The sequence below is a fragment of the Lentzea aerocolonigenes genome (genome assembly GCF_000955955.1).
Lineage (GTDB): Bacteria > Actinomycetota > Actinomycetes > Mycobacteriales > Pseudonocardiaceae > Lentzea > Lentzea aerocolonigenes_A.
Map to the genome: position 1 here is coordinate 1 of NZ_JYJG01000314.1, position 14,021 is coordinate 14,021.

General features: G+C 68.8%; 9 protein-coding genes. 6 read left to right on the plus strand and 3 right to left on the minus strand.

Annotated features, from left to right (window positions below):
• A partial coding sequence (locus UK23_RS34785; protein WP_045315987.1) for a glycosyl hydrolase family 95 catalytic domain-containing protein occupies positions 1–2,294 on the plus strand: 2,294 nt, incomplete at its 5' end.
• Between the two features lie 33 nt (positions 2,295–2,327).
• Here the strand turns inward: UK23_RS34785 and UK23_RS34790 are convergent.
• On the minus strand, positions 2,328–2,642 hold the full coding sequence (locus UK23_RS34790; RefSeq protein WP_045315988.1) for a hypothetical protein: 315 nt from the start codon (positions 2,640–2,642) through the stop codon (positions 2,328–2,330).
• Between the two features lie 256 nt (positions 2,643–2,898).
• On the opposite strand from UK23_RS34790, the gene UK23_RS34795 reads away from it, so the two are divergent.
• The 5 genes from UK23_RS34795 (at position 2,899) to UK23_RS34815 (ending at position 10,398) form a co-directional block, all read left to right on the plus strand.
• Positions 2,899–4,704: an RICIN domain-containing protein gene (locus tag UK23_RS34795; RefSeq protein ID WP_045315989.1), complete on the plus strand. Its 1,806-nt coding sequence runs from the start codon at positions 2,899–2,901 to the stop codon at positions 4,702–4,704.
• Between the two features lie 113 nt (positions 4,705–4,817).
• The gene (locus UK23_RS34800; protein WP_052685332.1) at positions 4,818–5,732 is read left to right on the plus strand and encodes a S1 family peptidase; all 915 of its coding nucleotides are present in this window, start codon (positions 4,818–4,820) and stop codon (positions 5,730–5,732) included.
• A 194-nt stretch (positions 5,733–5,926) separates the two neighbouring features.
• Positions 5,927–7,390, plus strand: coding sequence for an arabinofuranosidase catalytic domain-containing protein (locus UK23_RS34805; protein WP_045316001.1), 1,464 nt, complete (start codon positions 5,927–5,929; stop codon positions 7,388–7,390).
• Positions 7,391–7,481: 91 nt separating this feature from the next.
• Positions 7,482–10,058: a glycoside hydrolase family 9 protein gene (locus UK23_RS34810; protein WP_156213605.1), complete on the plus strand. Its 2,577-nt coding sequence runs from the start codon at positions 7,482–7,484 to the stop codon at positions 10,056–10,058.
• A gap of 70 nt (positions 10,059–10,128) precedes the next feature.
• A complete protein-coding gene (locus UK23_RS34815; RefSeq protein ID WP_052685333.1) occupies positions 10,129–10,398 on the plus strand; it encodes a sigma factor-like helix-turn-helix DNA-binding protein in 270 nt (89 codons plus the stop codon).
• Here UK23_RS34815 and UK23_RS34820 read toward each other — a convergent pair.
• Both UK23_RS34820 and UK23_RS34825 read right to left on the minus strand, forming a co-directional pair.
• Complete coding sequence (locus UK23_RS34820) at positions 10,385–12,340, minus strand: family 43 glycosylhydrolase (RefSeq protein WP_231114818.1); 1,956 nt, start codon at positions 12,338–12,340, stop codon at positions 10,385–10,387. The genes UK23_RS34815 and UK23_RS34820 overlap by 14 nt on opposite strands.
• On the minus strand, positions 12,337–13,974 hold the full coding sequence (locus UK23_RS34825; RefSeq protein WP_045315991.1) for a glycoside hydrolase family 27 protein: 1,638 nt from the start codon (positions 13,972–13,974) through the stop codon (positions 12,337–12,339). Before UK23_RS34825 ends, UK23_RS34820 begins: the two co-directional genes overlap by 4 nt.
• Between the last annotated feature and the right edge of the window lie 47 nt (positions 13,975–14,021).

The window sequence follows — 14,021 nt, forward strand, 5'->3', positions numbered from 1 at the left end:
GGCGGGCATTCGTCTCCCGCGCCGACAAGGTGATCGTCCACGAGCTGCTGCCGGCACCCGGCCGCACGATCGACACCACGCTCAGCGTCAGCACCGCACTGGAGGGCGCGCCGTCGAGCGTCACCTACGCCACGCTCGCCACCATCTCGAACGGCAACGGCCACCTGAACCTGCGCGGCACCTACCCGTCCGGGCAGGGCGCGTTCGGTTACGAGGGCGTCACCAGGGTCGTCGCCACCGGCGGCACCGTCACCGCGAACGGCGCCACGATCGTCGTGGCCGGCGCGACAAAACTGTTGCTGCTCACCAAACTCGACCGCTACGAGTCGCCCGCCTGGGACGCCGAGCCGTTGCACGCGGCACTGGCGACGATCGGTACCGACTACGCGGCACTGCTCTCCCGGCACACCGCGATCCACACCGAGATCTACGACCGCTCGCGGCTGGACCTGAACGTCTCCGACGCCGACCGAAGGCTGTCCACCAGCGAGCTGATCACCCGGCAGAACAACAACAAGAGCGTCATCGACCTCGCGTTGCTCGAACGGCTCTACGACTCCGGCCGCTACCTGTTCATCAGCTCCAGCGGTGTCCTCCCGCCGCGGCTGACCGGCATCTGGACCGGCACGTGGTCGGGTGCCTGGGCCGACGACTTCACCACCGACGCCAACGTCAACCTCCAGGTCGCCGGCGGCAACATCCTCGACACGACCGAGGCCATGCAGGGCTACTTCACCCTGATCCTCGGCCAGCTCGCGCACTGGCGCACCAACGCGCGAAACCTCTACGGCGCACGCGGTTTTCTCGCCCCGTCGCGCACCGACGGCGAGTACGGCCACATGCTGCACTTCGACAGCAGCTGGCCGGGCCTCTACCCGTTGCTCGAGTACTACGAGGTGACCGGCGACCAGGCGTTCCTGCGCGACCAGCTCGGTCCGGCGCTGATGGAGCTCGCGCTGTTCTACGAGGACTTCCTCACCCGCACCGACTCCAGCGGCAAGGTCGTGTTCGTGCCGTCGTTCTCGATGGAGAACGCGCCGGGCAACACCGGCGTGGCGCTGTCCGTCAACGCCACCGGTGAGATCATGGCCGGCAAGCACGCCCTGCAGGCCGCGATCTTCGCCGCCACCACGCTCGGCGTCGAACAGGACGGCGTGCGGCGCTGGAAGGCGTTGCTGGCCAAGATGCCCAGCTACCGGACCAACGGCGACGGCGCGCTCGCCGAGTGGTCGTGGCCCGGCCTGAACGACCAGTACGACCACCGGCACGTGCAGCACCTGTACGGCGCCTGGCCGTTGCACGAGATCAACCCGGAGGAGACTCCCAACCTCGTCCGCACCGGGCTGCGGGCACTGGAGGTCCGCGGCGACCAGAACATCTCGGCCCACGGCAGCCTGCACCGCGCACTGGCGGGCGCGCGACTCAAGGACGGCGGCAAGGTCTACGACAACCTGCGCAAGATCATCGGCAACAACATGGTCTTCCGGTCGCTGATGACGTCGCACAACCCGAACCTCGACATCTACAACGCCGACGCGGCCAACGCGATCCCCGGCGTGCTGGGCGAGGCACTGCTCTACTCCCGGCCCGGTGTGCTGGAGCTCCTGCCCGCCCTGCCAGGACAGCTCACCAAGGGCACGATCACCGGCCTGCGCGCCCGCGGCCGGATCCACGTGCACAGCCTCAGCTGGGATCTCGCCGCCCGCACGGTCTCCGCGTCGATCACCTCGGACATCGACCAGACCGTCACCCTCATCAGCCGTCGCGGCATGACGTCCGTGACGACGACGGCGCCGGTCGCCCCGTCACCGCTCGGCCCGCACGCACGGCAGCTCACTCTCGCCGCCGGACAGCGCGTGGACGTCTCGGTGTCGCTGCAGAGCGGCTGGTTCCGGCTGGTGAACCGCAACAGCGGCAAGGCGCTCGACGTCAGCGGCGCGAGCACGGCCGAGGGCGCCAAGGTCATCCAGTGGACGTCGTCGGGCAGCGCCAACCAGCAGTGGCAGCTCCTGCCCAACGCGGACGGCTCGTCGCGCCTTTCCGCGCGGCACAGCGGCCTCCTGCTGTCGGGCGGGACGGTCCAGGGTGGGCAACTCGAGCAGCGAGCCGACACCGGCGGCGACAACCAGTGGTGGAAGGTCGTCGACGCGGGCGGCGGGTACGTCCACCTCGTCAACGTGCGTACCGGGTGGTACGCGGACGTCGACGGCAGCTCGAAGGCCGATGGCGCCAAGGTGATCGGGTGGCCCGCCAACGGTGTCGCGAACCAGCAGTGGCAGATCGTCCGGGTCTGAGACGCGGATCGTCCGGCGATCCTGCCCTGGTGCTCAGTTGCTGGTGCACGTCCACTTCACGAACCACTCGGTCTCGTCGGGTTCGTCCGCGACCGCGGCGAAGAGCCTGACCGGGTCGGCCCCGCGAGCACGGAACCCGAACTCGGCGACACATCGCCGGTCGGCCTCGGGTCGCGTCCTGGCGACCGCCGACTCGTACCTGGGCCGAGCCGGTCCGTACTGGCCGGTGGAGATGTCGTAGGTAACCGATGCGGCGCTCGCGGGTGCGACTCCAAGAGCGACCGCCGCACTCACCGCGAGGGCGGCGGCTCCTGCCGCGCGCACCGTCCTGCCTGATCCGACGTGCACAAGACCTCCTGCGACAACACGACACGACACCAGCAGTCTCGAGATCCACGTCCGCGCTTCTCAAGGCATTCCGACCGAGTTCCGCGTTGTTCGGAGGCCCTTCCGCGTCCGCGACGAGCGGGGAAGGTCGATGCCACAGTCGAACGAACCGGTTCGACTGCTCATGCCCTTGCCTCAAGAGACGCACCGCGCGTAGCTTCAATTCTCGATCGAACCGGTTCGACTCTCGTCTCCCCTGACCTGTTTCGGAGTCCTCATGGTTCAACGACGTACCAGCACGGTCCTCCTCGCCGTACTCGCATCGGCGTTCGCGTTCCCGGCGGCACCGGCCAATGCCGCGAACGAGTCCATCAGCGTCAACTTCTCCGCCACGAACGGCACCCCCACCTACCGCGCCTCCGGCTGGATCTACGGCATGACGGAGAACGGCACGGGTCCCGCCGACCACTTCTTCCGGGACGTCAAGTTCCGGTACATGCGGGCCGGTGGCGCCCAGCTCGACAGTCCCGGCGGCTGGGTCTCCGGCAAGTACGACCGCCGGTGGAACTCAACGCGGGCCCAGCTGCTGCGCACCCGTTCACTGGGCGGCGAGTTCGTCCTGCTGGCCCACGACCTGTGGGGCGCCGACGGGTACCCGATCTCGCGTTTCCCCGGCGACAACGGCAACTGGACCGACTACGACAACTTCCTCACCCGGCTGATCGACGACGTGCGGGCGACCGGCGCGCCGGTGCAGTGGGACCTCTGGAACGAACCCAACATCACGACCTTCTGGAACCGGCCGCAGTCCCAGTACCTCGAACTGTGGCGCCGCACCTACCAGCGCGTCCGGGCGGCGTTCCCCACGCACCTGATCGTCGGGCCGAGCATCGCGGGCGTGCCGTCCACCGGCGGCTGGTGGACCCAGTACCTGGACTTCGTGCGCGCCAACAACGTCGTGCCCGACATCATCAGCTGGCACTCGCTGCCGGGCGACCCGGTGTCGAACGTCGCGACGGCGAACCAGACGCTCGACTCGCGCGGCATCCCGCACCCGCGGCCGTACCAGATCAACGAGTACGGCGCCGGCAACGAGCAGAACCCCGGCGACGGCTCGTGGTACATCGCGCGGCTCGAACGAGCCGGTGCGGACGGCCTGCGCGCCAACTGGGCCAGCTCCGGCAACCTGCACAACGACCTCGGCAACCTGCTCGTCCGCAACTCGGCAGGGCAGCACCAGCCCAAGGGCGAGTGGTGGGTCTACCGCTTCTACGCCTCGCAGACGGGCGAGATCGTCGCCACGACACCGAGCCAGTCGTACGACTCGTTCGCCACGAAGGCGAACGGCGTGGCGAAGGTCCTCGTCGGCGGCGGCAGCACCACCGGCAACGTCGCGGTCGCCCTGCAGCGCCTGGACACCACGACCGGCATCGTGCAGAACAACCAGGTGCGAGTCCTCGTCCAGCGCATCCCGTACAACAACGGCGGCGCCGTCCAGGGACCCGTCACCGTGCAGAACAGCGTGGTGACGCTGAACGGCAACGCGACCACCGTCACCGTGCCGCACAACAACGCCGACGAGACGTTCACCATCACGCTGCTCCCGCCGGGCAGTCCCGGCTTCCAGACGGTCGCCGCCGCCCAGCACTCCCAGCAGTGCCTGGACAACACGAACCTGAGCGCCGCCGACGGCAACCCGCAGCAGCAGTTCTACTGCGAGGGCGGCGACCAGCAGCTGTGGAACTTCGCCCCGGTGGCGGGCGTGGCCGACACCTACACCGTCGTGAACCAGTTGTCGGGCAAGTGTCTTGACGTCAGCGGTTCCTCGGCTGCAGACGGCGCCACCGTCGCGCAGAACACCTGCTCCCCCGGTTCGGCGAGCCAGCAGTACGCGCTGAGAAAGGTCACCTACGCCGGCAACGACCCCCACGACTACCAGCTCGTCGCGCGGCACAGCGGCAAGTGCGTCGACGTCAACGGAGTCTCCGCCGCGGCCGGTGCCCGGATCATCCAGTGGGCCTGCAAGCCTTCCGGGCAGAGCGGCGAGCTCAACCAGACCTGGCGGCTCTGGGGCAGCCCATGACGTCGAGACGATCGGCGACTTGACCAAATCCCCTCGTCTCTTCCGGTGAACTGGCGAATCGACCGCGGCCGTAGGCCTCCGTAGTGGATTCGCGACAACCCGGGAGGTCACCCTTGGGCAGGCACTGGAAGAGCCGTGGGATCAAGCCGGCGGCGGCCGTCATCGGAGTGCTGGTCGTGGCCGCCACCGCGGTCACGATCACCAACACCTACGCGGCCCCCGACGACGGCGACGCGCCGCTGGCGGTCACGAAAGCGCTGCGGGAGAAGGCAGCCGTGCCGGGCACCGCGTGGGCGGTCGATCCGGGGACGAACAAGGTGCTCGTGACCGCCGACAGCACAGTCACGGGTCAGCAGTGGGACACATTGGTGTCCACTGTGGACTCGTTCGGCGGGAAGGCGAGCCTGACGCGGACGTCCGGTGTGTTCCGGCCGTTCGCCGAGGGCGGTGACGCGATCTTCGCGGGAAGGAGCCGCTGTTCGCTCGGGTTCAACGTCACCACGTCCGACGGGCGACCGGCGTTCCTGACGGCCGGACACTGCGTGCAGAACGCGCGGAAGATGTCCCTGGCCGCCGGTGCCAGGCCCGCGGCCACCGTTGCCGAGGCGACGTTCCCCGGCGACGGCGATTTCGCGCTGCTCACGTACGACAACCGCAACACCAAGGCGCCGAGCGAGGTCGACACCGGTCAGGGACGCAAGGTCCGGATCGTGCGCGCGGCGGACGCACGGGTGGGCAGGCAGGTCTCGCGCATGGGCAGCACGACAGGGTTGCGCACCGGCCGGGTCACCGCGCTCAACGCCACCGTGAACTACCCGGAGGGCACCGTCACCGGGCTCATCCAGACGACCGTGTGCGCGGAGGGCGGGGACAGCGGCGGCTCGCTGTTCTCGGCGAACGGCGACGCCATCGGCCTCACGTCCGGCGGCAGCGGTGACTGTCGCGGCGGAGGTGCCGTGACGTTCTTCCAGCCGGTGAAGGCCGCTCTCGCCGCCGTGGGCGCCCGCATCGGCGGACAGTCCAATTAGGACAGTCGGCGCACTCCGGCAGTCGGGTGCGCCCCACTGGGAGGATCGGAGGATAAGTCAGTCTCAGCCTTGACCGTTCGCGCTGAGACCGCTCTCATGTGTGTTATCTGGGCGTGCAGCGACCACGAACTTCGTGAGTCGACGTTCTGGATGAGTCAGATACATGGTTGCCACACAACGCAGTGGAGCGGCTCATGACAGCGAAGGCGATGGGCATGTGCGTGGCGGTGCTGCTGGCCGTGATGCCGGTGGCGGCGATGACCTCATCATCACCACCGGCGTCGGCGGCCACCACCGGGCCGTGCGACATCTACGCTTCCGGCGGCACACCGTGCGTCGCCGCGCACAGCACCGTGCGAGCGCTTTACGGCTCGTACAACGGAAACCTCTACCAGGTCCGGCGTTCGTCGGACAACACGACCAGGAACATCGCCGTGCTGGCGGCGGGCGGAACGGCGGACGGGGCGACCCAGGACGCGTTCTGCGCCGGCACGTCCTGCGTGATCACGGTCGTCTACGACCAGTCCGGCCGCGGGAACGACCTGTGGTACCAGGGTTCGAGCGTCGTTCCCGGCTCACCTCAGAGCAGGCCCGCGACCGCGACCTCTGAGTCGCTGACCGTCGGCGGCAGCAAGGCCTACTCGCTCTACATCAACCCCGGCAACAGCTACTGGCGCGACGGCCACCTGAGCGGCGTCCCCACCGGCAGTGCGCCGGAAGGCATGTACATGGTCACCAGCGGCACGCACGTCAACGGCGGCTGTTGCTTCGACTACGGCAACAGCGAGACGACCAGGAAGGCCGACGCGGCCGGGGCGATGGACGCCATCAACTTCAGCACGCAGTGCTGGTTCGGCGGATGCCAGGGCACAGGGCCCTGGGTCCAGGCCGACCTCGAGTGGGGGCTGTTCCCCGGCGGCAGCAAGTCGTGGAACCCCGCCCAGCGAGCGTTTCCGAACAAGTTCGTGACGGCGATGCTGAAGAACAACGGGACATCGCGGTTCGCGATGAAGGGCGGCAACGCGCAGTCCGGTGACATGACGACGTTGTGGGACGGTTCGCTCCCCTCCGGCTACAGTCCGATGAGGAAGCAGGGCGCGATCATCCTCGGCAGCGGCGGGGACTGCTGCAAACCGGACGGTGGCGCCAACCTCAGCGCGGGCACCTTCTACGAGGGCGCGATGGTCTCAGGCTACCCGTCCGACGCGACCGAGAACGCGGTGCAGGCCAACATCATCGCGGCCGGTTACAGCACGGGCGGCACCGGCACGACCGGTGCGATCCGCGGGCTGGGCTCCGGCAGGTGCCTCGACGTCAACGGCAACGCGGCGGGAACCCAGCTGCAGATCTGGGACTGCAACAACGGAACCAACCAGACCTGGGCACGCACAGCGTCCGGTCAGCTGACCGTCTACAGCGGAGACGGCACCAGGTGCGCGGGGGCCAGGAACAACCAGACCGGCAACGGCACCGCAGTGGTGATCACACCGTGCGACGGCGGGGCGGGCCAGAAGTGGCAGTTCAACGCCAACGGCACCATCACCGGCACGCAGTCCGGCCTGTGCCTGGACGTCAACGGCGCCGCCACCGCCAACGGGTCCAAGATCATTCTGTGGACGTGTCACGGCGCGAGCAACCAGCAGTGGTCGTTGGGCTGAACGGGCGCTTGTCGGGGCCATTCAGCTCACCCTACGGTCATGTGGGAGCGCTCCCAGAAATCCCGTCGACGAGGACGGAGAACCTCACGACATGAGATCGCAACCCCTAGGCCTGCTCGCATCCGCGCTGGTGGTGACACTCGCCGCGACCACCTTTCCCGCGGCAGGCACAGCCCTCGCCGCCGACTACGAGCGCGTGCTCAACGGAAAGTTCGACACCGGCGCCGCCGACCCCTGGTGGAGCAGCGCCGGCGTGACCAACCGGATCACCGGCGGTGAGCTGTGTGCGGCGGTCACCGGCGGAACCACCAACCCCTGGGACGCTCTGGTCGGCCAGAACGGCGTCCCGTTCGAGAGCGGGCAGTCCTACACCTTCTCGTTCGACGCCCACGCCACCGCCGCGCAGACGATCGCGGCGGCGGCGGGCGAGAGCGTGAGCCCCTATCGCGGGATCGCCAAGCAGGACTTCGCGCTCACCACCGCGAAGCAGCACTACACCTTCACGTTCACGTCCACATTGGACTTCCCGGACGCGGGCAACGGCCAGGTCGCCTTCCAGCTGGGCGGCCAGGCGACCGACAACACGATCTGCGTGGACAACGTGTCGCTGGTCGGCGGCGTCAAGCCACCCGGTGGCGTGAACCCCAACCCCACCAAGAAGGTTCAGGTCGACCTGGTGGCGTACGTGCCGGGTCTGCCCAAGCGCGCCACCCTCGTCTCCACGGCCACCACGCCGCAGACGTGGACCCTCAAGAACTCCGCGGGCGCGGCGGTGGCGACCGGTCAGACCACGCCGAGGGGAGCGGACGCGGCGTCCGGCGACTCGGTGCACCTGATCGACTTCTCGTCGTTCGACACGCCGGGCACCGGGTACACGCTGTCCGTCGGCGCCGACAGCAGCTTCCCGTTCGACATCTCCGCCGACCCGGTAAAGAAGCTGCGCTACGACTCTCTCGCGTTCTTCTACCACCAGCGCAGCGGCATCGCGATCGACGCGCAGTACGTGGGCGCCGAGTACGCGCGCCCGGCCGGTCACGTCAACGTCGCGCCCAACCAGGGCGACAACAACGTGCCGTGCCGCGCCGATCTCGCCTGTGGCTACACGCTGGACGTGCGCGGTGGCTGGTACGACGCGGGCGACCACGGCAAGTACGTGGTCAACGGCGGCATCGCGGCCTGGCAGCTGCTCAACTCCTACGAGCGGGCCACGCGAGTCGGTGACCCCTCGGCGTTCCGCGACGGCACGCTGGCCATCCCGGAGAAGTCCAACGGCGTGCCCGACCTCCTCGACGAGGCGCGCTGGGAGGTCGACTTCCTGCTGAAGATGCAGGCACCGGACGGCATGGCGCACCACAAGGTGCACGACGCGGCCTGGACGGCGCTGCCCACCCGTCCCGAACTGGACGACCAGGTGCGACGGCTGTCCGCCACCAGCACGGCGGCGACGCTGAACCTGGCCGCGGTGGCCGCACAGGCTTCCCGGCTCTGGCGCGGCATCGACGCGGCCTACTCGGCGAAACTCCTTGCCGCAGCGCGGAAGGCGTACGCCGCGGCCAAGGCGAACCCCGCCAAGCTCGCCGACCCCAACGACAACGTGGGCGGCGGCGCGTACGACGACAAGACCGTGAGCGACGAGTTCTACTGGGCCGCAGCGGAGCTGTACACGACCACCGGTGACGCCACCTACCGGACCGACGTCACCTCCTCCCCGCACTACAAGGCGGCCGGCCTGACCAGGGCGGGCTTCTTCTGGGGCGGCACGGCTCCACTGGGTGACATCACGCTCGCCCTGGTGCCCAACGGTCTGCCCGCGGCGGACGTCGCGGCGATCAAGGCCGCGTTTACTTCTGTGGCGGACCAGCACCTGGCCGCGATGGCCACCATGGGCTACGCGACGCCGTACGACAACAGCACCGACGGTTACGTGTGGGGTTCGAACTCCGGGGTGCTGAACAACGCCCAGGTGCTCGCGCTGGCACACGACTTCACCGGTGCGGCCAAGTACCGCGACGGCGTGTTCGAGGCGCTGCACTACCTGCTCGGCCGCAACCCGCTGAGCACCTCGTACGTGGCGGGCTACGGCGACCAGGCCGTCCACAACGTGCACCACCGGTTCTGGGCCCACCAGAACGACCCCACCCTGCCGACCGCACCCGCGGGATCGCTCTCCGGCGGCCCGAACAGCGGCCTGCAGGACCCCGTGGTCCAGCGGTTGCTCGTCGGCTGCCCGCAGCAGAAGTGCTGGGTCGACGACATCGGCGCCTACTCGGTGAACGAGGTCGCGGTCAACTGGAACTCCGCGCTCGCCTGGGTTTCTAGCTGGGCGGCGGAGAAGTCCGGGACGCCCGTCACGAAGCCGGACTGCGAGGTGCGCTACGAGGCCAGCAAGTACCAGGGCGGCCTGACGGCGCACGTGTCCCTCACCAACACCGGCACCACCGCGTGGAACGGGTGGAAGCTCGCGTTCGCGTTCCCCGGCACCCAGCGGATCACCCAGGGGTGGTCGGCGAACTGGAACCAGTCCGGCCGCGACGTGACCGCGACCAACATGCCGTGGAACGCGCAGATCGACCCGGGCAAGTCCGTCTACATCGGATTCAACGCCTCCGGCACCGGAGCCGATCCGGCGGCGTTCACCATCAACGGCAAGAAATGCGGAACCGGCTGATCGCCTGAACCACCACCACCGCCGCACCGGCCACCTCGGCCGGTGCGGCGGCGCACGTGAGGAGACCTTCGTGGACCGCACCCGCGAGACCTGGCTCATCGCGGACGCGCTGTCACAGCTCACGCGCGAACACCGCGAGGTGATCACCCGGGCCTGCTACCGCCGCGAGACCGTCGCCGAGCTCGCAGACGTGCTGGGGCTGCCGCAGGACGCGGTGAAGTCCCGGCTGCATCACGGCTTGCGCGCGCTGGACCTGGCGTTGCGGGCGAACGGCGTCATCGCATGCGAGGACCCCGCACCGACATCGGCGCGGGGTCCTTCGCACATCAGGGAGTGGTGAGCTCGAACCTCGACACGGCGACCGAACCGCCGAGCGACTGCGTGGCGTGGTTGAAGATGCCGAACCGGTAGCCCATGAAGAACTGCCAGTCGCTCTTCAACGTGAAGCCGGTTCCCAGCGAGGTGAAGTTCACCCCGTCGGTGCTGTAGGAGAACCGGGCCTGCCTGCCGCTGCCAGGACGGATGTCGGCGTTGGCGCGCAACCAGATCCGGTTCCCGGTGAGGTTCGCGCTCGCGATCTCCGTGCCGGTGCCGGTCGTGTTCCAGTTGCCGTCCATGGTCAGCCCGTTGACCATGACGACGCGGTTGCGGCCGTTGTCGCGCTTGACGCCTATCCACGCCGACGAGTCGCGTAGCATCGCAAGCCCGCTGCGGTCGCCGTCGCGCATCGAGGTCACGTCGAGCGCGACGGTCGCGGTCGACGACGGACCCTGGATGCGGTGGGTGAGGGTGTTGCGGGCGTTGTACAGGTCGTTGGTGACGGTCGCCGTGGAGAGTCGCAAACCGTTGTCGACGCTGTACTTCGTGGTGTCCGGGTTGTGGTTCCACTCCCACTGCGGCCCGAGTTTGGTGCCCTCGAACGTGTCCACCCCGGTCATCGGTTTGACCTGGCGTGGTGGCGGCGGGAGGTTCGGCACCGGGTAGTTCGCGCCCCAGCCGCCGTTGACCGTGGTGATGCGCGGCCAGCCGTCCGCGGTCCAGGTGATCGGCGCGAGCACCGGCACGCGGCCGCCGGGATAGGCGTCGATGAACGCCATGTAGTACCAGTCGCCGTTCTGCGTCTGCACGAGACCGCCCTGGTGCGGCACTCCCGCGCCCTGGACCGGTGTCGGCATGTTCAGCAGCACCTGCTGGACGGTGTACGGGCCGAACGGGCTCGACGCCCTCAGCACGTACTGGCCGTTCGCGGGCCTGGTGACCCAGATGTAGTAGTAGCCGCCCCGCTTGTAGAACCGGGAGCCCTCCAGGGTGCCGATGTTCGACGGGGTCTGGAACACCTGCTGGGAGCGCACCTCGGACTTCCCGTCCGGTGAGAGCTGCGCGACGCTGATCTGGGTGTTGCCGTAGGCGACGTACATCGTGTCGTTGTCGTCGACCAGCATGCCCGCGTCGTAGTAGCACTTGTTGATGGTGGACAGCTTGGACCACTGCCCGTCCACCGCCGCGGCGGTGTAGATGTGGGTCTGCGCGAAGTCGACGCACCCTCCCCAGTAGTAGGTCTTGTTGCTCTTGCGGAAGTTCAGGAACGACGCCCAGATCCCGCGCACGTAACCACGTCCGCCGCTGAGGTCGTACTTGGCTCCGAAGTCCAGCCGTGGCACGGAATGCCCGGCGTACTCCCAGTTCACCAGGTCGTAGGAGCGCAGGATCGGCGCTCCCGGCGAGTAGTGCATGGTCGACGCCGAGTAGTAGTACGTGTCGTCCACGCGGATGATGTCGCCGTCCGCGAAGTCCTGCCACACCACCGGGTTCTTGAACGAGGCGGCCTGCGGTGGCGTGGTGGTCGTTGTAGTTGTGGTCGTCGTGGTAGGAGGAGTTCCGGTGTCGTTGCAGGCGACACCGTTGAGGCGGAACGACACCGGATCGGGGTTGGCCGAGGAGAACGTGCCGTTGAACCCGAACTCGACCTTGCCGCCGGTCGGCACGGAACCGTTGTAGGAGACGTTGCGGGCGCTGACCTGGTTGCCGCTCTGCGTGATCACGGCGTTCCAGTGCTGGCCGACCTGCTGGCCGTCCGCGTAGGTCCACTCGAGGTTCCAGCCGGTGATCGCGTCACCGGTGTTGGTGATCGACACGGACGCGCCGAAACCGCCCTGCCACTCGGAGGTCCTGGCGTAGGTGACCGAACAGCCGGGGGCCGCCTGCGCGGCCGTGCTCGCGGCGAGCCCTCCGGCCACCAGGGTGAGTGCGGCGAGGGTCGCCGCGGCCGGAGCGCGCCTCATGATCGGGACCACTTCTGGTTGGACTGGCCGTTGCAGGTCCACAGCACCAGTCGCGACCCGTTCGCGGTGCCGGAGCGTTCCACGTCCAGGCACAGACCGGCGTTGGCGTTGCGGACCGATCCGTCGGCCTCCACCGTCCAGCGCTGGTTCGCCTGACCGTTGCACGGCCAGCTGATGACGCGGGTGCCGTTGGTGGTGCCCTGGTTGTTGGCGTCCAGGCACTTGTCGCCGAAGACGCGGATCTCACCGTTCGGCCACGAGGTCCACTGCTGGCTCGCCGCGGTGGTGCAGTCCTGGATCGCCGTGTTGGCACCGTTCGCCGTGGAGCCGTTCTCCACGTCGACGCACCGGTTGGACGCCGCACCGCGCAACCGTGCGGTGGTGCCGGCGATCGGGCTGCCCCCGGTGACCCGGAAGGCGGCAACGCCGTGCGCGGGAACGGATGCGGAGATCGCACCAGAAGTCGTGGACGTGCCGCCGGTCCACTGGTCGGTGAGCGTGAAGCCGGTGCCGGACAGGCCGATCTGGGCGGCCGTGGTGGACACGGTCGCGGTGCCGGAGCCCCGGTTGAACAGTCCGACCGCGACCGAGCCGTCCGAGAGCGGCTTGGCGAACACCTCCGTGTTGCCGTCGTCGCGCACCCGGCGACCGCCGGCACCGAGCCGGTCCTGGTTCACCGCGATCAGGCGCGGGTTGCGCAGGATCGCGCTCACGTCCCCGGACATGGTGCGGATGTCGTTGCCCGCCATGAGTGGCGCGGCCAGCAGCGACCACAGCGTGAAGTGCGAGCGCGACTCGGTGAGCGAGAGCCCTGGCCGGCCGACGACGAGCATGTCCGGGTCGTTCCAGTGGCCGGGTCCGGACTGGACGGCAAGCGGGGCGGTGACGTCCAGGACGTTGCCCACGCCCATCGGATAGCTGTTCACGTTGCCGTTCTGCCAGATGTCCAGCAGGTCCTCGGTCGTCCGCCACAGGTCGGCGACCTCGCCCCAGTTGTACCGGTCGCCGGTGATGGCGTGGAAGCTGTTGGGGTTGATGCTGTAGACGATCGGGCGGCCGGTGGCGCGCAGGGCGTCGCGCATGATCGAGAACCGGGCGACCTGCTCGTCACGGGTGCCCGCGCCGGAGCACCAGTCGTACTTCAGGTAGTCGACGCCCCACGACGCGAACGTGCGCGCGTCCTGCGCCTCGTGGCCCTTGCTGCCGGTCGCGCCCGGGAACGCGCCGGTGCCCTGCGCGCACGTCTTCTCGTTGGGCACCTGGTAGATGCCGAACTTCAGGCCACGCGCGTGGATGTAGTCGCCCAGCGCCTTCATCCCGCTCGCGAACTTCGTGGGATGCGAACGCAGGTTGCCCGCGGAGTCGCGTTGCGGGTCGAACCAGCAGTCGTCCACGACGACGTACTGGTAGCCCGCGTCGCGCATGCCGGAGGACACCATCGCGTCGGCCGCCTGGCGCACCTGGGCCTCGGTGATGCCGCACCCGAAGCTGTTCCAGCTGTTCCAGCCCAGCGGCGGGGTCAGCGCCGGGCTGCCGGGCGCGGCCTGCGTGGCACCAGGGCTGACGGTGATGGTCGCGATCGCCGCCAGCACCGCGGCGACGAGGTGTGACAGTCTTCTTGGCCGGGTGGGCATCGTCGGTCCCTCTCAGGCAGGGGTGACGCCGCCGGGGATCCGGGTTC

Excerpts from the sequence above, each read along its gene's own strand:
- UK23_RS34820 (WP_231114818.1), bottom strand. The coding sequence starts at position 12,340 with ATGAGGCGCGCTCCGGCCGCGGCGACCCTCGCCGCACTCACCCTGGTG.
- UK23_RS34795 (WP_045315989.1), top strand. The coding sequence starts at position 2,899 with ATGGTTCAACGACGTACCAGCACGGTCCTCCTCGCCGTACTCGCATCG.
- UK23_RS34805 (WP_045316001.1), top strand. The coding sequence starts at position 5,927 with ATGACAGCGAAGGCGATGGGCATGTGCGTGGCGGTGCTGCTGGCCGTG.
- UK23_RS34825 (WP_045315991.1), bottom strand. The coding sequence starts at position 13,974 with ATGCCCACCCGGCCAAGAAGACTGTCACACCTCGTCGCCGCGGTGCTG.
- UK23_RS34810 (WP_156213605.1), top strand. The coding sequence starts at position 7,482 with ATGAGATCGCAACCCCTAGGCCTGCTCGCATCCGCGCTGGTGGTGACA.